This is a genomic window from Robertmurraya siralis (assembly GCF_005502275.1).
Lineage (GTDB): Bacteria > Bacillota > Bacilli > Bacillales > Cytobacillaceae > Robertmurraya > Robertmurraya siralis.
Map to the genome: position 1 here is coordinate 159,126 of NZ_SWLZ01000005.1, position 20,524 is coordinate 179,649.

Below are 20,524 nucleotides of genomic sequence, written 5' to 3' on the forward strand. Positions count from 1 at the left end.
GTATATCAAACTTCTTTTATGTATAGGGGCTAACGGGTGAATTTCCTTTGTTGAAACACGATGTGTAAAGAGGCACACCATGAACATGACGGCTCAAGCCATTTTCCATCAGTGAAGACACACGCAAAGCAAAGAAGCTTGCCTATTTACTTTGCAAGCTTCAGCGTGTTGCCAACTCGCTAAGGTAAAAAGCCTTCGGAGCAGTGAAGCACTGAAAACAGGGAACGTTTGCGTCCACTTTGCCACATGTCAATTATGGATTCTTTTTGCTTTCAACGATTTCTAAATGCTCTTTCAGCGCTTTCTGAATCGTTTCTTTCTCTTCATCAGAAACAATGAGGTAATAAATCGAATGGATACGTGTTCCTTCACCGGTAATCGTCAGCTGCTCCATTTCCTTCGCTGCATCCTTATAATTCTTTTGAATATCGATCATTTCGTTAAAGGTAAGATTCGTGCGGATATTTTCCCCAAGTGCATTGAAAATATTTTTATAATTGGTCAAGGAGGATAAGCTCGCCCCTTCTTTAATGACGGCCTCGATGATTTGCCGCTGTCTTAATTGGCGCCCGAAATCACCTCTCGGATCTTCGTATCTCATCCGCGTATACAACAATGCTTTTTCTCCGTCCAAGGTGATTTCCCTTTTCGGGAAGTGGACGCCCTCAATTGTAAAATCCAAATCATTATCAACCGTGACTCCGCCGACGGCATCGACGATGTCTTCAAAGCCCTCCATATTTACTTGCAAATAGAAATCGATCGGGATGTCTAAAAAGTTTTCAACCGTGTCCATCGACATTTTCACTCCGCCAAAGGCGTAAGCATGGTTGATTTTATCCTCCGTTCCACGCCCGATAATTTCTGTGCGCGTGTCGCGGGGAATGCTTAACATTTTGACTGATTGCAACGTAGGATTTACGGTTAATACAATTATCGTATCGGAGCGCCCCCGATCCCCTTCTCTTTCATCGACTCCCAGCATTAAAACCGAGAAGGGCTCCTTATCCTTTAGAGTAAGATCCTCGACTCTCTTCTCAGACACTTCTCGCTCGATAGGTTCGTGCATCGTATCGACCGTGTCTGTCAAAGCTTTATACACAGAATAGCCATATGCTCCCACCGCAACTAGAAGTAAAAGGGAGAAAACTCCGATGATCTTTACCCATTTTTTCCTCTTCTTTTTTGCCTTTGCTGAGCGCCCTTCCATAAACGAATTCCTCCACGGGTTAGTATAATTGAACTATATCAAATTTCATGAAAATAATATAGAAAAACTCATATACCTTTTCATTAGAATGCACAAAAGTAGGCGATTTCACACTTGTGAATAGATAGATACGATCAGCGCAAGTAAAGATTGATGAGAAATTTTTACAGCGAAGTAAATATATTTAAAATATTATTAATAGTTCGAATTATCGTGGTTGAATCATCGTTCATTTGCTAGAATAAGCAATGGATCTTGTACAAACGTCATGGAAAAAAATTCGACGAGGAGAAAAGGAGGTTTAACGAATTTGAAAAAGTATGCGAAAAGCCGGAGTAGTAGATTTCTCATTGCTTCTGCTCTTGCAGCAGGTTTCCTCATTACAAGTGTTCAATCGGCATCTGCACAATCATTCACCGATGTCTCTGCCAAGTATGCCGAAGCGGTCAGCTTCTTAACTGAAAATGGCGCACAAGGACTGACTGAGCGTACATTTGGTGTGAATGAGGAAATTAAGAGAGTCGATGCAGCCGTATTAATCGCCAACATGCTTCAGCTTGATAGCGAGAAAGCGCCAGCTTCAGGGTTCACCGATGTTCCGAAAAGAGCGGAAGGAGCTGTTAATGCCTTGAAGGCAGAGGGAATTACCTCTGGGAAAACGAAAACAAGCTTTGGTTCTGCGAATTCGATCACCCGTGGAGAGCTGGCGCTTTGGCTGCAAAAAGGATTTCAGTTAACTGGCGAAGAAAGTGCTCCATTCACAGATGTTTCGCCGCGATACAAATCCGCAGTTTCAGCGCTCCTAGCGAATCGGATTACAAATGGAATTTCAAATCATCAATTTGGCACAAACGCTCCGATTAAACGTGGAGATTTCTCTATTCTTGCCTATAAGTCCTTCATTGCTAATCAATATTCGAAAGCTCAGCCGCTTGAATTAAAATCAATCAATGGCACTACCGTACAGGTAAAAATAAAGGGCAAATTGACGATCGTGCGCCCATCCCTTTTTCAATTTACTGGGGGACTTGACGTAAAAGAGGCTCGCATTAGCGCCAATCGCGAAGAAACAACAGTCGAATTAACGACATCCCTTCAGAAACCAGGGGAAACCTATAAACTAATCGTCTTTGGTCTGCTCCCAGTAAAGGGTGATCTGTCTTTCACAACACCACCAACGACAGATACGCCAACCAATCCGGGTAATCCAGGAATCCCAGGCAACCCGGGCAATCCAGGTGGAGAGCGACCTGGCGGGAGCTATACCGGTAACGATTTTTCCGGAACGGCTGCCAGCCCGAAAATTTATAACGGTGATGTCACCGTCAATCTAGCGAATATAGCTTCGCTTAGCCATTCGCTCGTAAAAGGGAATCTTTCTCTAAGCGGGACAGCGGCGTCGAACCTTGCTTTGACAAATATAACCGTTGAAGGGGATCTCGATTTATCAAAGCTCAGCAATAAGGTCAATTTTGAGTTGACAAATGTAACAGTCGCCGGAGAAACCATTTTTTAATAAAAAATGAGGGAGATTGAGAAATGAACAAAAGGAAATGGAAGAAGCCTTTTAACTTGTTTTTGTCATTCGTTATCACGGTCAGTCTCATCATACCGGTTCATTCCTCCGCCGCAACCGCAGCAGTCGTGGCAGAAGACTTGCTGATTTCGGAGTATATTGAGGGAAGTCATAATAATAAAGCACTTGAACTCTATAATGGGACAGGCACGGCGGTTGATTTAAGTGATTATACGTTGGAACTTTATTCAAATGGTGCTGCAACAGCCGGAAACAGGCTTGCTTTATCAGGGACACTGGAGAATGGGGAAACGTATGTTATATCCCATTCGTCTGCAGATCAAGAAATTAAAGCTGTTAGTGATCTCGAGAATTCAAGTGTTATAAATTTTAATGGCGATGATGCCGTTGTTCTTCGAAAAAAGGGTGAAGTGGTCGATTCCATCGGGCAAGTTGGGAAAAGAGTCAATAACATGGCTGAAGTCACCCTTGTCAGAAAACCGAATATCACAACTGGCGATAAAATCATTGACGATTCTTTTGACCCGAGTGTCGAGTGGATTTCTCTTCCTCAAGATGACGCTTCTAATCTTGGTCGTCACACATTTGGGGCGGAAGATCCGGATGAAGAACCTGAACAGCCTGCGATTCTTTCGATTGCAGATGCACGTCAACGTTCATTAGGCTCGACTGTAACGGTTAAGGGAGTTGTTGCGGCAAAGCTGAAGAATACGATTTCGATTCAGGACGAGACAGGTGGAATTGCTGTCAGACCGACGAGCTTGAATGCTGCGGTCGGTGATGAAATGACGGTAACAGGGAAACTGGCTGACTACCGTGGATTATTGCAGCTCGATTCCGCTGTCATCGTTAACAAGGTCGAGAATGTCGGAACTCCTGCACCACTTGAGGTGGAAGGGAATGAATTGAACGAAGACTTAGAATCACAGCTTGTTGTCGTAAAAAATGTCCAGTTAACAGAGGTTGATGACGGCGGTGCTTGGGTTAATTTTACGGCAACAGATGGAACGGGCGAATTTCTTGTTCGTGATGAAAACAATCATTTGGGCTTAATGAAAGGCAACAAATATGAATCGATTACTGGAATTGTCCAGCAATATAATCAAAGCTATCAAATTCTTCCGCGCTCCATCGCCGATATTGTAGAGGATAGCTCGGTCATCCAGCCAGTAGTTGCTTCACCGGGCAGCGGAACATTTGTGAACGGCACAACGGTCGCACTGGCGACAAGCACAAAGGATGCGACCATTTATTATACATTGGATGGCAGCGATCCGATTGAAAATGGCATAGAGTACACTTCTCCACTAGACATACAGGAAGATACGACTCTTAAAGCCGTTATCAAAACCGTTGATGGGCAATGGGGAGAGGTGCAGACCTTTCAATACAACATAACAGATGCCCTGAGAATACATGACATTCAAGGAGCGGGACATGTAAGTGAGTATGATCGACAAACAGTGGAAGGAATTGAAGGAGTAGTCACGTATTCATTCTTTTTAAATGGCTCCAACTATTATCATATTCAAACACCGGATGACCAAATGGACGATGACCCTGCCACATCTGAGGCCATCGTTCTATACAGTGGCAATAAGGAATGGCCGATTGAAGTCGGGGATTTAGTCTCGGTTACGGGAACGGTCAGTGAGTATGCCATTGATGGTTATAATGATCGTCAGGAAACAGATTTAAAGATGACGCAAATCAATGTTCGTGATGATCGCGGCGGAAATGTAGACGTCATTGAAAAAAATGTTCCGTTGCCTGAGCCGATTTTAATTGATGAAAGCAATTTACCGACGGAACATATTGATAGTGATCATTTACAAGTCTTTAACCCAGATGTAGATGCGATCGATTTTTGGGAAAGTCTTGAGGCGATGAGGGTCCAAGTTGGCAACGTCAAAGCGGTTGCCCCGCAGGAGCATGGCGATTTGGTCACCGTATTAGAAAGTGCTCCAACAGATACGATTCATGGCGGTGTATTATACGAGGAAGATGATCAAAACGCCCATCGCATCCATTTCCGCCTTGAGCCGAACGGACCTGCCCGCAATTTTGAAGTAGCGACAAGTGATCGCTTCAATGGTCCGATTACAGGTGTCGTCGGATACTCTTATCAAAATTACAAAATTTACACTTCATTGGCTGAAATGGAAGATGCTTTTGAAAGAGGAGAAACAGAGCCGGAAACAACATCGATTGTGAAAGATCCGAGGAAACTAACCGTGGCTTCTTATAATCTCGAGAATTTTTCCAACAACATAAGCCAAACCTCTAATGATAAAGCACAGAGATTAGCGCGGGCATTTGTTGCCGATATGAAAAATCCCGATATTGTCGGGGTCACAGAAGTTCAAGATAACAACGGGACAAACGAAGGGGATTCAGATGCCTCCGAGAGTTATCAACGGTTGATCGCTGAGATTAAAAAGGCAGGTGGTGTCGAGTACGATTACGTCAATATTAACCCGATCAATAACCAAGATGGGGGCGCACCAGATGCTAATATCCGTGTCGGATTCCTGTATAATCCTGAACGAGTTTCACTCGTTGATGGCATTCCTCACGGAGATGCAACAACGGCTGTCGGCTTTGAAAATGGCAAATTAACGCTTAACCCAGGGCGAATTGATCCGACGAATCCGGCCTTTAACAGTAGCAGAAAGCCGCTTGCAGCCCAATTCCGTTTTAACGGTGAAGATGTGATCGTCATCGCCAACCATTGGAATTCAAAATCAGGTGACACGCCGTTATTTGGTGCCATTCAGCCGCCTGAATATAAAAGCGAAGTGCAAAGGCAGCAGATTGCCGAAATAGTCTACAATTTTATCCGCGACATAAAGGAGAAAGACCCGCAAGCGAATGTCATTTCACTTGGTGACTTCAATGATTATCCATTTTCCAAGTCGTTGAAGATTCATGAAGGCGATTTAATGACGAACATGATTAATCAGGTTCCTGCTGCTGAGCGATACACATATGTCTATCAGGGGAACTCACAAGTATTGGACCATATTCTCGTCTCAAATCATCTTGCTGCAAAAACAGAAGTCGATATTCTTCATATCAATGCGGATTTTACGGATATGGCAGGACGAGCCAGTGATCATGATCCGGTTATGATTCAAGTGGATCTCGCCGGCGACATGGTTGAGGCAGAAAAAACGTACCATCTGGTGGCATTTAAAACAAATAAATTAACGATTTCATCAGAACGTGTCGCCCTAACATTAGCTGCTTCATCAGAAATCAAAGAGGCGATCTATCTACACAGTCAATACGCTGAGTTAAAAGGTGCAGGCTTGAAAGAAACAACGATTATCGTTCAGCCAGCTGAGCCAAATGCCATTCTCGATTTTAACGGCAGTGAGGTAAAGCAGGTCATGATTGACGGAACGAATGTGAAAGAAATACGCGGTGCCGAGCAGATTATCGATCACATTCAATACAAAAATGGTGCTACTCCAGAAGCGATTAAGTTCACAGATTCGAAAGGAGAGCTTATTAGCTCTCCTTCTTTACCGGAAGCTGCCTACTATCAAGCAGCCTTTGGCAAAACAGGTGCTGAGCTGAAAACCACGCTTCACAATATTATTAACGATCATACGATGCTCCCTTACAGTACGGTTTGGGAAGCGTTAAAGGAAACCGATGAAGACCCGAACAACCCGGATCATGTTATCCTCTTCTATTCGGGCATTTCCCGTGCAAAATCAAGCAATGGCGGAAATGTCGGGCAATGGAATAGGGAGCATGTTTGGGCACAATCGCACGGAAATTTTGGGACAAGCATGGGACCGGGAACCGACATTCATCATTTGCGCCCGACAGATGTCCAAGTCAACAGCGCAAGAGGAAATTTAGATTTTGACTATGGTGGCAATCCCGTTAAAAACTGCGACGGCTGCTTGCGCACATCGCAATCATGGGAACCCCCTGATCGCGTCAAAGGCGATGTCGCACGAATGCTCTTCTACATGGCTGTCCGCTACGAAAGCGATGATCGGGTAGATTTAGAACTGAATGATTCATTAAACAACGGTTCAACGCCTTACCACGGGAAATTGTCCGTTCTCCTGCAATGGCACGAACAGGACCCGGTCGATGACTATGAACGCAACCGCAATGATGTAATTTATGAAAAATGGCAACACAATCGCAATCCCTTCATCGATTACCCGGAGTGGGCAGAAGACATATGGGGTGAAATATAATAGTCCAGAAACAGCACAAGCATGGAGCTTGTGTTGTTTTTTTTACTATTCCTTATTGTAGGCGGAATGAATCTTGGCAAAGTCAGGGCGTCAGTATTTTTAAAGTGGATGTTGTTGGGGTGAGTGCACGAAATTGCGTGTGAAATCATCCTAAGCCCCATGAGCTTGTTTCTGAGCAATGTCGTGTCAGCCGCCCAACGTACTCTTAATTGGTGACGGCACAATTATTTATTATACAGACGCAATTCGGTGCCAAACATGCGCAATCATTGCGAGAATCAGCGTAATCCGGAGTCAAGCGCGCAATAGAGCGTTAAACCAGTGCAATCCCGTGTCAATCGGCGCAATCCTCAAGAAAATCAGTGCAATTCTGGGCCAAGCACGCCTAATCATTGCAAGAATCAGCGCAATCCCGCACGAAACGCTCATGCAAACCAAATTAAATACTAGTATTTTAGCGATAAACAATGAAACTATTTAACCAAAAAATAAAATAATAGTAAATATAGGTAAATTTATGAAACTATTAACTGTAAAATAACGTATAATTATATGTATGCGTCATTCCGGAACCATTTTTTGTTTCTGGACTCTCGTATCTATTACATTCAAGGAGGCTAGAAAATGAAGAAATCTATCAAAGGGAAAGGACTGGCAGTTGGACTAGCAGCTTCGTTAGTCATAAGTTCATTCCTGCCGGGAATTTCTCTCGCTGCTGAAAAGGGAGTTGGTGAACGAACCTACGAACAGCTTGAGCGCTTAGGTCTTAAACAAGACGAAGTGAAAGCTAGCAATGTGACAAAGGGTGAAGAGCAAAAGTATGCGGATAACCAGCTCGTCATTAAGTACACAACTCCTCTTTCTGCTAGTGATCATCGCAAAGCTGGCGGTAAGCAAGTGAAAAGATTCTCAAGCTTAGGTTATGATGTTATCGAGGTTCAGGGGAAAAATACGCTAGAGGCGGTTGCGAAGGCATATGCGAAACTGCCGAACGTTACATCTGTCTCCAGAAGTGCATACGCCAAGCGTTTAGGAACCGTTGATCCAAAAGCATCATCAATGTACCATTTGAAAAATTTAAATGTGGCCAAAGCACAATCAATGGCTGGCAAAAACAAAGTAAAGGTTGGGGTCATTGATACAGGAGTTTACGCAAACCATCCTGAACTGAAAAATCAGATTGTTGCCAATAAAAATGCAATGGACCCAATGAAAAAAGGGTTGGCAGATACGCATGGTACCCATGTCGCTGGGATTATTGGCGCGGAAAAGAACAATGGAGTGGGTGGTTACGGAATTGCGCCGAATAGTGATATCGTCTCCATCGATGTGTTCAACCGTTCAATGTTCGTAACAGACTATGTTATTGCCGAAGGGATTTTAGAAGCCATTCGCCAAAAGGTAAAAGTTGTCAACATGAGTTTAGGTACTTATATGCCATCACCGATTCTACAGGACGCTGTTCAAAAAGCGATTGACAGTGGCATTGTGATCGTTGCGGCAGCGGGTAATGATGGAGATAGCATTCAAAACTATCCAGCGTCATTTGATGGAGTCATAAGCGTTGGGGCAACTGATTCAAGCAATAAGCTTGCATTTTTCTCTACATATGGGCCATCAGTTGATGTCGTCGCTCCAGGACATATGGTTTATGCACCAGTATTTGATCCAGATAAAGGCGCTTCATTTGTTGAAATGAGCGGAACATCCATGGCATCACCTGTTGTGGCAGGTGCGGTTTCACTTTTATTATCGAAACATCCTAATCTCACACCATACCAAGTAAACTATATTTTAACGAAGACGGCTAAAGATCTTGGAGACAAAGGATATGACTTAAAGTATGGTTATGGAATGGTAGATTTAGAGAAGATGCTATCATTTGATCCGAAGAAAATTCCCGCAGATCCTTCTGTGAAAGAAAGTGAAAAACTTTCAAAAGCAAAAGATCTTGGTGATTTCGAAGAGAAGGATTTAACAGGAAAAATTACAAAGTTAAAGCAAGAAGATTTGTATAAAACGACTGTTAACAAAGATGAGTATGTTCAAATTAGCCTTGAAGGGGCAAAGAAATTTGATCTTAAGTTCGAGCTTCTGTTCTTCAAAGAAGGTCAAACAAAGCCTGCCAAAGTGAAAGAAATCAACGATGCTATTGAGGGAGCAACAGAAGGGACTTTATTCAAAGCTCCTGATAACGGCACGCTCGTTGTAGCTGTAAAGGATAGCTTCGGAAAGTATCTGGAAGATGGTCAATACACGTATAAGCTACAATTGGAAAAGAGTGAGCAATTACCAGAGGATACAAACACTTTCGATAATCCAGTAGTCATTGATAGTCTTCCGCATAAGAGTGGACTTAAATACTACTTTGTAGATGAAAAAGAACTGGATGAAGAAGTAGAGGAAAATGGCGATTCTGACTTTTTCCAATTCACGATCCCTGGAAGTGAAGAAGCTGGTCCGCAGTTAGTGAAAATTGATCTATCTGGCGTACCTGGAATTGACTCAACGATTATACTTCATGCGATTGAAGAAATGGATGGTGAGGAATTCCAATATGAAATGGATATGGTGTCAGATCGAGGATTTGGCCAAGGTGAGTCCTTGACATTTACTGCTTATCCAGGACAAAAGTTTGTCGCTGAAATTACAAACCGATCATATTTCTCTGATTTCTTCTTCCTTCTTGGTGCTGAACCGGTAATCGATAAGGAAAGAAGCTTTTCTTCTTTAAAACCTTATGGAATTTCCATCGATTATAAGGAAGCAACAGAAGATGAAGATGGTCTTCCATTTGATATGGGATATCCGGAAGATTATTTATTTGAAGATGATTTTGAAGGGTATCAACAGAAAAAAGCTGAGTTACGCTCAAAAGCTTTATCTGGAGAAAAAGCAATAGATGCATTCGATACAGAAGATGCAGTAGATGATGAAGTAAATGAAGAACTGCAAATGATTATGGATTTAGCGATTCCTTTTGAGGAAAATGAAACAGTTACAGGCTCTCTTCAAATGAGTGGTGACCAAGATTGGTTTGCCTTCACTCCAGAGGAAAGCTCTATTTTTGAATTGTCTATGAACAATTCGTCCAGCTACAGTCCTGTAGGGATGGAAGTTTATAAATATGATCCAGATGCGAAAGATTTGACTTATCTCTATACAAATATGTCGATGCCATTTGACGGTCCGGTAACGTATAAAGATAAATTCACTGTAGGTTTACAGGAAGGAGAAACATACTACTTTGTGGCTGTAGACCCAATGTACCGTCCTGTATTCAATCCATATCGCTTCACGATTAAGTCAAAAATTAAAAATGTTGCAGATGCATTTGAATCAAACGATTCGTTTGAGAATGCAACAAAGATTACAACAAAAGGAATCACGGCAAATTATTCACTTGTTGGTGACACGGACATTTATTACTTCAAACCAGGGAAAGAGGGCATTTATGGGGTTAGCGTAACACCAGGTGCAATCCCAGCTAAGTATAAAAATGCACCAGATGCACAAAAATCAGAAATCGACCCTGTATTAGCGATTGTGGAAGATACGAATGGAAACGGCAAGCTCGATCCAGATGAAGAGGGCAGAATCACTTTAATTGATAACACTCTTTATAATGAAGAAGAGCGTGGAAGCTTCCGTGCGAAAAAGAATGCTGGTTACTTCATTGTTACGTACGATTATGATGGAAACAATTCTTCATTAACTCCATACGTGCTAAAAGTGACCGAGGCAAATCAAAAGGATGAGGATAGCGGTTCAGTAGTTAAGAACAACATCCCATCGAAGCCGTTATCACTTAAGCGTCCGGCACCAAATCGCTATTACGCAACCGGATATATGAACATGACCTCTAACAAAGGGGACGTCGATTACTACAAGTTTGTGGCAAGCAAAAATACTAAGCTCACCCTTACTTTAGAATTACCATCAGATTTAGATGGCAAAGTCACGGTCTACAATGCAAGTGGCAAAGCGGTCGCAAGTGCTGATCATTACGGCAAAGGCGACGATGAAGTCCTACCGCTAAACCTGAAAAAAGGAACTTACTACATCAAAGTCGAAGATGTGATGGGCTCCGCTAGCACAGAACCATATCGACTCGTTTTAAAATAAGTCAAACAAAGCCAATAAATTGTCATCCATTTGACAATTTATTGGCTTTTTCTTATTACGTGCCCCAAGAATCCGTTTTTAAAGATTGCAAGGGTTTTTTTGGGTGCTTGGCTGGCTAACAAACTTTAGGGATTAGGCACGAAACAATTCGTTCCTTCGAGCTTGCGGTCAAATGGAAGTCGTATTGGACATAAATCGAAGTTAATTTCCAGTACTTGCGGTCAAATAGGAGTCGTATTGGACATAAATCAAGTCAATCTCCCGAGTTTGCGGTCGAATGGAAGTCGTATTGGACATAAATCAAGTCAATCTCCCGAGTTTGCGGTCAAATCGAAGTCGTATTGGACATAAAACGCAGTCAATCTCCCGAGCTTGCGGTCAAATGGAAGTCGTATTGGACATAAATCGAAGTTAATTTCCCGAGCTTGCGGTCAAATCGAAGTCGTATTAGACATAAATCAAGTCAATCTCCCGAGTTTGCGGTCGAACGGAAGTCGTATTGGACATAAAGCGCAGTCAATCTCCCGAGCTAGCGGTCAAATGAGAGCTGTATTGGACATAAATGAAGTCAATCTCCCGAGCTTGCGGTCAAATAGAAGTCATATTGGACATAAATGAAGTCAATCTCCCGAGCTTGCGGTCAAATGGGAGTCGTATTGGACATAAATCAAGTCAATCTCCAGTGCTTGCGGTCAAATAGAAGTCGTATTGGACATAAAGTGAAGTCAATCTCCCGAGCTTGCGGTCAAATAGGAGTCGTATTGGACATAAATCAAGTCAATCTCCCGAGCTTGCGGTCAAATCGAAGTGATATTGGACATAAATCGCAGTCAATCTCCCGAGCTTGCGGTCGAATGAGAGCTGTATTGGACATAAATCAAGTCAATCTCCCGAGCTTGCGGTCAAATGGAAGACGTATTGGACATAAAGTGAAGTTAATTTCCCGAGTTTGCGGTCAAATGGAAGACGTATTGGACATAAATCAAGTCAATCTCCCGAGCTTGCGGTCGAATGGAAGACGTATTGGACATAAATCGCAGTCAATCTCCCGAGCTTGCGGTCAAATGGAAGTCGTATTGGACATAAATCAAGTCAATCTCCCGAGCTTGCGGTCAAATCGGAGTCGTATTAGACATGAATCGCAGTCAATCTCCCGAGTTTGCGGTCAAATAGAAGTCATATTGGACATGAATCGAAGTTAATCTCCCGAGCTTGCGGTCGAATGAGAGCTGTATTGGACATAAATCAAGTCAATCTCCCGAGTTTGCGGTCAAATAGAAGTCATATTGGACATAAATCGCAGTTAATCTCCTGAGCTTGCGGTCGAATGGAAGACGTATTGGACATAAAGCGCAGTCAATCTCCCGAGCTTGCGGTCAAATCGAAGTCGTATTAGACATGAATCGCAGTCAATCTCCTGAGCTTGCGGTCGAATGGAAGTCGTATTGGACACGAAGTCAATCCAATCCCCAGTGTTCCCGCCGAATCAGAGCAGCATTAGACGCTAAGCGAAGTCAACCCTCCTCCCCGAATTTTCGCTCAAATCGCAGCAACACTAGAGGCGGAACAAAGTAAAAAAACTCGCATCCGACTGAATCAATCGCACCAAGATTTAATCTAACTCCTAACCCATCCATCTTTCATCCTCCCGTATTTCATTATAAAAAAACGCAGACCCTATTTGCTCACGGGTCTGCGCTTTCTGTGTATGAACTGAAAAAATCAGTTTCGTTTATTCAACGGTAATGTCAATTGTTAAAGTAACGGTGTTGTTGCTCTTATCTGTGAATGGTGCTTGTAGGACATAGTTTCCAGCTGGAATGATGTCATAGTTAGGGTGGTCAACGAGCTTCCACTTGCTATCTTCATAAACCAATGTTCCCCATGTTAGACCTTCACCAGGCTTTGCAGCTTCAACGTCAGTGCTTTCAAGAATGACTGTTACTTCTTGTCTGTCTGTGAACTGGTCGACTACTTCTAATTCAAGAGCGTTTAAATTAGCTACGCCGTCAGTAGCAGGTAGTTTAATAGTTGTTTCTGTAGCACCGTCGAAATCAAATGTGAATGGTGTGTCAAAACCTTCTAATGTCACAGAACCAGTTGTGGCAACAGGCTTTGCATAGTCGAATGCTGCTTGAATGTCGTCAACGAAAATCGTTCCTTCTTTTCCAGCAAGATCGGCATGCTCGACAATGATCGATGTGCGATCTTCAGAAATCGTAATCTTCGTTGGCAATAGCTCCACTACTTCATCAGAGCCTGCTACTTCCATTTCTAATAATAAGAGATCAGCAATATCTTCTTCAGTTAAATCTTCCGCAAGTTCTTCGTCGAATGTAATAGAAAGAGAGGATGAATTAATAAGTTCCATTGACTCTGCATAGAAGAAATAAGAGTTATCAAAAATAAACTGAATCGTATTATAAAGAAGGTTTGCAAAATCTCCACGTTTGATATTTTGTACAGCACCAAACGATGTCTTTGTTACTCCATTTGTAATTCCTGTTCCGTATAATGCTTCAATCGACTTTTGGAAAGTGCCGCCAGCATCTGTGAAAGGAGAAGGAGCCGCAAAATCCTCCAATCCAAAGCCAAGTACAAGAATTTGAGCCATTGCCCCACGAGAAATCGGTTCATTAGGAGCGAATTTTTCGCTTGTAAAGCCTTTAACAATGCCCTCTGCAGCTAAAGCATTAACAGCACCGGCTACTCTTGGGAATAAATCTTTGAAGCCAGCATCCTTAGCATTTTCTGTGTCTAGACCTAAGGTATTTGCTAAAATCACCGCAGCATCACCGCGTGTTAAGCTTGAGTTTACACCAAACGAAGTGGTGCTTTTCCCTTGAACAATCTCATAATGGTAAAGAAAACTTACGGCTTCATCATAGCGAGGACCGACATCCGTAAATTGATGCTGTCTAATTTCTTCAGCCGATGCAAAAGGTGCGATCGCAGTTGTAGCTAGAGCTACTGTTGCACTTGTAGCGATGAATTTTTTATGAGAGTTAAGCATTCAATTGTTTCCCCCTGGAAATATCGTAATTTTTTGTGAAGCTTGTCTTGCTCATTTATATTAGCAAAAAAAAACAAATCGGAATATCAGTAAATAATCCCAGTGGAGGAATAAATCTGGAGGTATTTGTCAATGATGTAGCAACCGTACTAATTGGAAAAATATAGCATATCAACAAAATATAAATTTTTTTCGCGAATTGTGTAAATTTTAAGTAAGTTTATCCTCTTGCAAACCATTTTTGCTATAATAATAGATGGTATTTGCCAATCCTCTACAAAATTTTACACTGTTTTGTAGTGGGTGAATCAAAAAAACGTTCGCGGTAAAGGGAGGATAACGGATGAGTAACGGAAAAACATTACTTAAAAAATTCCTAGCCACTGCTACAACTGCAGCTTTGGTTACGGCGGTTGGAGCCAGTGTTTCTGCTTCATCTAACGGATTTACAGATGTACCAGAACGATACCAAGAGGCAGTGGATTTCTTAGTTTCCAAAGGGGCAAACGGCTTAACTAAAACATCTTTTGGCATTGATCAGGGGATTAAGCGTGTGGATGCAGCCGTTCTATTATCAAACGCGTTAGGCCTTAATACGGAAAATGCTCCTGCTTCTAACTTCACAGATGTTCCGTCTCGCGCTGTAGGTGCTGTAAATGCACTTAAAGCTGCAGGGATTACAAATGGAAAAACAGCGACAAAATTTGATTCAAATAGCACGATCACAAGAGGTGAAATCGCGATTTGGCTTCATAGAGCCTATAAGCTAGAGGGCGATGTGAATATTACCTTTACAGATGTTAGTGAAAGATATGCACAAGCTGTTAAAGCTTTAGTTGCAAACAACATTTCTGTTGGATTTTCCCCAACAAATTTTGGCACAGGTCAAGCAGCGAAGCGTGGCGATTATGCACTGCTTCTGCATAAAGCTTCCCAACTAGAAATGGACGGATTTGCCTTAACGATTATGCATACAAATGATACACATGCTCATTTAGAAAATGCGGCAAAACGTGCTACAGCCATTAAAGAAGTTAGAGCGGAAAATGAAGATGCCCTTCTTTTAGATGCAGGTGATGTTTTTTCAGGTACTCTTTATTTCAATAAGTACGAAGGACAAGCCGATCTTGAAGTGATGAACTACTTAAAATATGATGCGATGACTTTTGGAAATCACGAATTTGATTTAGGTTCAAGTGAGGATGGACATAAAGCATTAGCGGAATTTGTGAAAGGTGCAGACTTCCCGCTTATTAGTGCGAATGTTGATTTTTCAAAGGACCCATTATTTAATGATATTTACAAAGCTGGTATTGGTGATGCTAGTGCTGAAGTCAACGGCTTAATCTTCGATGGAATTGTCAAGGAAGTTAACGGTGAGAAAATTGGGATTTTCGGTTTAACAACTGAGGAAACGGTTGGAATTTCTAGCCCTGGTTCTATCGAATTTACGAATTATATTGAAGAAGCACGGAAAATGGTTTCAACGTTTAAAGAGGATTATGACATTAACAAAATTATTGCCGTAACCCATTTAGGATTTGATGATAGTCTTGAGTTCGATAATGACTTAGAGCTTGCTAAGCAAGTGGATGGCATTGATGTTATTGTTGGTGGTCATACGCATTCAACATTAAATGAGCCAACATTCGTTAAAGAAGGCACTGAGCCAACGGTTATTGTCCAAGCGAACGAATACAGCAAGTTCCTCGGTGTTCTCGATGTTGTCTTTGATGAAGCTGGAATCGTGACTCATTATGATGGAGAGCTTATTGATGTAAGTACGAAAGCAGAAGATGCAGATGTGGTCAACATTTTAGCGCCATATGCAGCCGGTGTTGAGGAAATGGAAAATGAATCAATCGGGGTTGAAGCGGTTGTTACTTTAGACGGTGAACGCTCTAATGTCCGTACGAAGGAAACAAACCTTGGTAATTTGATTACAGACGGTATGTTAGCAACAGCTAAAAGCATTAATCCAAACACCGTAATTGCTGTCCAAAATAGTGGAGGCATTCGTGCTTCTATTGAAGCAGGCGATATTACACTCGGTAAAATTTTAACAACCATGCCTTTTGGTAATACATTAGGAATTATGAATTTAACAGGAGCAGAAATTATTGCCGCTCTTGAGCATAGCGTTAGTCAAGCACCGAATGAAAACGGTGGATTCCTGCAAGTTTCAGGGATGAAATTTACGTATGACAGCAGCAAGCCTGCAGGTGAAAGAGTTGTCACAGTCGAAGTAAGTGATGGAAACGGTGGCTACGTTGCAATCGATGAAACGGTTTCCTATTTCGTTGCTACGAATACCTTTACTGCTAAGGGTGGAGACAACTATGATGTATTTAAAGCAGCTTACGAAGATGGTCGCGTAAGTGAGCCAGGTTTTGTTGATTATGAAATGTTTAGAGATTACTTACAAACTTTTACTGAGGTAAATCCTACAGTTGAAGGTCGTATTGTCGATGTAAACACAGCTGAATGATCTGATTATACTAAACCAACTTCAAGTTCCAATTTGGACACTTGAAGTTGGTTTTTTTGTTCAAAGATAAGAGGGGATACCATAGTGCTTCAAGCAGTTGTATTATGATGTCTAGTTGATGAACATCATGCCTAGACCGATAAATGGACTGTTTTGACCGATATATTTGTATAAAGACCGAAAAAATGGAAAAAAGACCGAAATTTTTTTTAAAAGACCGATATCCACAAAAGAGCTCCATTTCGTATTCGTCGCCCCGCAATTGGATTGAATCGGCTCGAAGCATAGGCTGATCAGAACGTGAAGTTTAAATATAAGGACAAGACAGATGGGAAGAAAAAAAGCGGTCATCTCTTGCCCCATTTGAAATTTCTATTAAGCAAACAGGAAGTCAGTTTTTTAATTGGTGGGTCATGGAAAAGGAGATTTTCCATTCAATGTGGTCAAGGGCTTTGATTTACTAGACAACGATCTGCCTATGTTTTTTAGGAGAGAAATGTGGTGGATAAATGGAGCCTGAACACGATATAGGAGTACATGAAAAAGAATACAAACTTTCGCACATCCTTTAACCAAAAAGGAGCAGGCGGTTTCTCTGAAATATTAAAAACTGATAGGTTATTGTCGAGGATGAAGTATAGGTGGTTTAACGATCCGAACAAGAAAAGATAAAAATTCATGTTCCTACTTTTGTTCACAATTAGGAGAAAAATTTTACGTCAATATAGCAGGCTCAAAAAAAATAACAAAATCTAATAGAACAAGATATCTCTGAAATGCAAGACATTTTTTTTCTAATAATTTATCCAAAATAAGAAAAATTTTCTTATTCTATCTTGTAACATATGCCTTATATGGTAAAATAGTTATGTAATATATCTTCCATTAAGGCGATAGATGTGGGACGATGGTTGGTTCTGGCCAAAAAGATATCTGCTTGCTTAAAGCAGATATCTTTTTGTCTTTATAGGACTATTCCCGATCTTGTTAATTATTTTTTGAATGTTACGAAATTTTAAAATAACATTACACCGTGAAATCTTTTTGTAAAAAAATTTGTCGAAGTATTGGGATCTATGAAAAACTAGGTTATAATTGGAAAATGATAGGTTTTTATTATTGAAGTTTAAAAGAGGGGTTGGTTTCACCAAATGAAAAAGAAATATCTCATACTAGGTCTTGCACTACTTTTTATGCTGCCGACAAATACAAATGTAGCTGCCGCCGAAACGAATCAGCAATTAACGCCCGGAATTAAATTAACGAAACAAAGCACAACGATTTCTAAGCAGAAACAGTCGGTTAATATATTGGATGTTAATTTAAATGACCCTTACACGACCGTGAATTTTGGCGTATCAGACCCAATTACGAAATTAAATCCTGTTACTACTTTAGCAAAATTACATACTCGCGACAAACATCATGTCGTAGGAGCGATTAATGCTTCCTTTTTCCATATGGATAATGGCAATCCTTCTTATTTATTAGCGACAAAAAATAAGATTAATAATTTAGGAGCTGTTTCCGGTGCTGATACAGGGTATATGTATACACCAGCCGCTTTTGGGATCGATAAAAACGGAAAAGCGATTATTGATAAGTTTAAGCTGAAAATATCGATTTCACACAATAATAAAACTTATGAGCTTACGGATTTCAATCGTCAGCGTAATCCAAATGAAAGTATACTCTTCACCAAAAGTTTCCGTTACAGCAATACGAGAACAAATGCCACCGGCTTAGAAGTAGTTGTAACCGGATTGGATAAGAACCTTGATCCAGGAGCAACCTTTGGGGAAAAGATAACGGGTAAGGTAACATCTATTAGACCTTATGGACGAACGACAAGTGCGACGATTCCAAAAAATGGTTTTGTTATATCGGCCCATGGTTCGAAGGTAGATCAAATTAGAGCGTTAAAGGTTGGCGATCCAATCTCGATTACTGTCGATATCGAGGATAAGTGGAAAGGCTCTGAATTTATGCTAGCGAGCGGCCCACTTTTAGTTCAAGGCGGAAAAGTGAACATGAGTATTAACCCAACGAGTCCACGTGCGACGCAAAGAGAGCCACGCAGTGCGGTAGCAGTCGATAAAACGGGTAAGCGTGTTTTCTTAGTTACTGTTGATGGAAGACAGAAAAACCATAGTGCAGGGATGACGCTGAAAGAATTTAGCAATTACTTATTGAGCAAGGGAGCCTATCAAGCCATCAATTTAGATGGGGGCGGTTCTACGACGATGGCTGCTAGATTGCCAGGGAACCGTTATGCAACCTTAATTAATAAGCCGTCAGATGGAAGACAGAGGTCTGTATCTGCTATTTTAGAAGCTATTAGTACGGCTCCATATGGAGACGCCGTTTCATTTAGTGCAGCCTCATCAGCAGGTGGGAAATTGGCAATGGGTGGTTCAACAACCTTTACGATATCAAATGCTTTAGATTCTTATAACAATCTCCTTACCGTTAATTATGATAAAGTTTCCTACACGGTCGAAGGTGGAATTGGCAGAGTAGAGGGAAATAAATTTATTGCAGAAAAAGATGGGACAGGCTCTGTCACCGTTAAATATGGAAAAGCACAAAAGAAAATCCCGATTACGGTTACGGCCCCTGCCAAAATTACGGTTGAACCAAGTTCTATTAAAATCGGAATCAATCAAACACAGAATTTATCAGTCAAAGCCTTTGATTCAAGTGGAAAAGAATTGAAAATTAATCAAGGCAATGTCAAATGGACTACAAAAGGAAATGTTGGGACGTTCTCAAGCAATGGGGCGTTTAAAGCAGCATCTGCTCCGGCAAGCGGCAGCATTATTGCCCAGCACGGGACTAAAAAGGTAGAGATTCCTGTATCCGTGACGAATAAACCAGCACTTCTTGATGGCTTTGAATCGACCGCAAAATGGAAATCTGATAGCGTGCGTGCCAAAACATCTATTGGACTTATGAAAGACGGCATCCAAAAGGATGGAACTGGTTACTTAAAATTGAATTATGATTTTACGAATCAGAAAGGTACAGCAGCTTCTTATGCAGTGGCAGCCAGCCGCATTAAAATGGATGGAATGCCTCATTCCATCGGTTTATGGGTTTACGGTGATGGCAATAATCATTGGATCCGCGGACGATTATATGATGCAGCAGGAAAAGAAGTGATTGTTAACTTCACAGAAGAGGGCACGCAAAATTGGATCGGCTGGAAGTTTGTCCAAGCAACAATCCCAAAAAATGTTAAGTATCCTGTCTCTTTTGAGCGAATTTATGTTGCGGAAACAAAGGATACAAACAAAAATAAAGGAACCATTTACTTTGATAAACTGCAGGCGATCTATCATACCCCATATACAGAAAACTATTTTGACGCAAGCAAGGCAACCAGCACGGTTAGTACTGAAAAGAAGTGGACAGTCGCTTTTAACATCGAATTGGATGAAAAATCTGTTAACAGCAAATCGATCTTTGTCGAGGATGTCCGAGGCAATCGCCTACCGGCTACGGTAAAACTTGCTGCTGATAAAAAATCAGTCATCGTGGAAGCTCCAAAAGACGGCTATGCGAAAAGTACAGCCTATCGTCTCGTCATATCAAGAGGCGTAAAATCAACGGAAGGAGCTCCAATGAAGAAGGATTACTACGTCCTCTTTAAAACAAACTAAGCTAAAGGGGCTTTCTGACCAGTCCTTAAAACAAAGGAAGTGGAGAAAAACAGTTCGTTTTCTCCACTTCCTTTTGTATTTTTGAGCGATATCCTTTGATAGGAACTGGCGATATCTGCTACTTTCAGCGTGTTGTCTTCCCATGCCTCTCCGCACTCCCGCGCACGTACCGCCTACTAGAGAACGTCCACAAGCCTTCCAGAGGCCTGTGCCCTTGCTGAGTGAGCTAATAAATATAAAAAAACAGAACACCATGTAAGTATGTG

The 20,524-nt window shown here is 41.6% G+C and carries 9 protein-coding genes; 6 read left to right on the plus strand and 3 right to left on the minus strand.

The window, feature by feature from the left end; all coding sequences use genetic code 11:
• Window positions 1-253 precede the first annotated feature (253 nt).
• Window positions 254-1,210: a polyisoprenyl-teichoic acid--peptidoglycan teichoic acid transferase TagU gene (gene tagU / locus FCJ93_RS09240; protein WP_137743508.1), complete on the minus strand. Its 957-nt coding sequence runs from the start codon at window positions 1,208-1,210 to the stop codon at window positions 254-256.
• Between the two features lie 310 nt (window positions 1,211-1,520).
• Here tagU and FCJ93_RS09245 point away from each other — a divergent pair, with 310 nt between their 5' ends.
• The 4 genes from FCJ93_RS09245 to FCJ93_RS09260 all read left to right on the plus strand — a co-directional run bounded on the left by FCJ93_RS09245 (window position 1,521) and on the right by FCJ93_RS09260 (window position 12,297).
• The gene (locus FCJ93_RS09245) at window positions 1,521-2,726 is read left to right on the plus strand and encodes an S-layer homology domain-containing protein (RefSeq protein ID WP_170211272.1); all 1,206 of its coding nucleotides are present in this window, start codon (window positions 1,521-1,523) and stop codon (window positions 2,724-2,726) included.
• 23 nt (window positions 2,727-2,749) lie between these two features.
• Window positions 2,750-6,970 carry an endonuclease gene (locus tag FCJ93_RS09250; RefSeq protein ID WP_137743510.1) on the plus strand — a complete coding sequence of 1,407 codons (4,221 nt, stop codon included), beginning with the start codon at window positions 2,750-2,752 and terminating at the stop codon, window positions 6,968-6,970.
• Between the two features lie 624 nt (window positions 6,971-7,594).
• Window positions 7,595-11,095 carry a S8 family serine peptidase gene (locus FCJ93_RS09255; RefSeq protein ID WP_137743511.1) on the plus strand — a complete coding sequence of 1,167 codons (3,501 nt, stop codon included), beginning with the start codon at window positions 7,595-7,597 and terminating at the stop codon, window positions 11,093-11,095.
• A 761-nt stretch (window positions 11,096-11,856) separates the two neighbouring features.
• Window positions 11,857-12,297 carry a hypothetical protein gene (locus FCJ93_RS09260; protein WP_137743512.1) on the plus strand — a complete coding sequence of 147 codons (441 nt, stop codon included), beginning with the start codon at window positions 11,857-11,859 and terminating at the stop codon, window positions 12,295-12,297.
• Window positions 12,298-12,609: 312 nt separating this feature from the next.
• Here FCJ93_RS09260 and FCJ93_RS25655 read toward each other — a convergent pair whose 3' ends face one another.
• On the minus strand, window positions 12,610-12,732 hold the full coding sequence (locus FCJ93_RS25655) for a hypothetical protein (RefSeq protein WP_268951580.1): 123 nt from the start codon (window positions 12,730-12,732) through the stop codon (window positions 12,610-12,612).
• 95 nt (window positions 12,733-12,827) lie between these two features.
• Window positions 12,828-14,108 (minus strand): S-layer homology domain-containing protein, encoded by a 1,281-nt coding sequence (locus tag FCJ93_RS09265; protein ID WP_137743513.1) that lies wholly within the window; start codon window positions 14,106-14,108, stop codon window positions 12,828-12,830.
• Between the two features lie 343 nt (window positions 14,109-14,451).
• On the opposite strand from FCJ93_RS09265, the gene FCJ93_RS09270 reads away from it, so the two are divergent.
• Together FCJ93_RS09270 and FCJ93_RS09275 are read left to right on the plus strand one after the other, a co-directional pair.
• Complete coding sequence (locus FCJ93_RS09270) at window positions 14,452-16,596, plus strand: 5'-nucleotidase C-terminal domain-containing protein (protein ID WP_137743514.1); 2,145 nt, start codon at window positions 14,452-14,454, stop codon at window positions 16,594-16,596.
• Between the two features lie 1,151 nt (window positions 16,597-17,747).
• Window positions 17,748-20,258, plus strand: coding sequence for a phosphodiester glycosidase family protein (locus FCJ93_RS09275; protein WP_137743515.1), 2,511 nt, complete (start codon window positions 17,748-17,750; stop codon window positions 20,256-20,258).
• The last annotated feature ends 266 nt before the right edge of the window (window positions 20,259-20,524 follow it).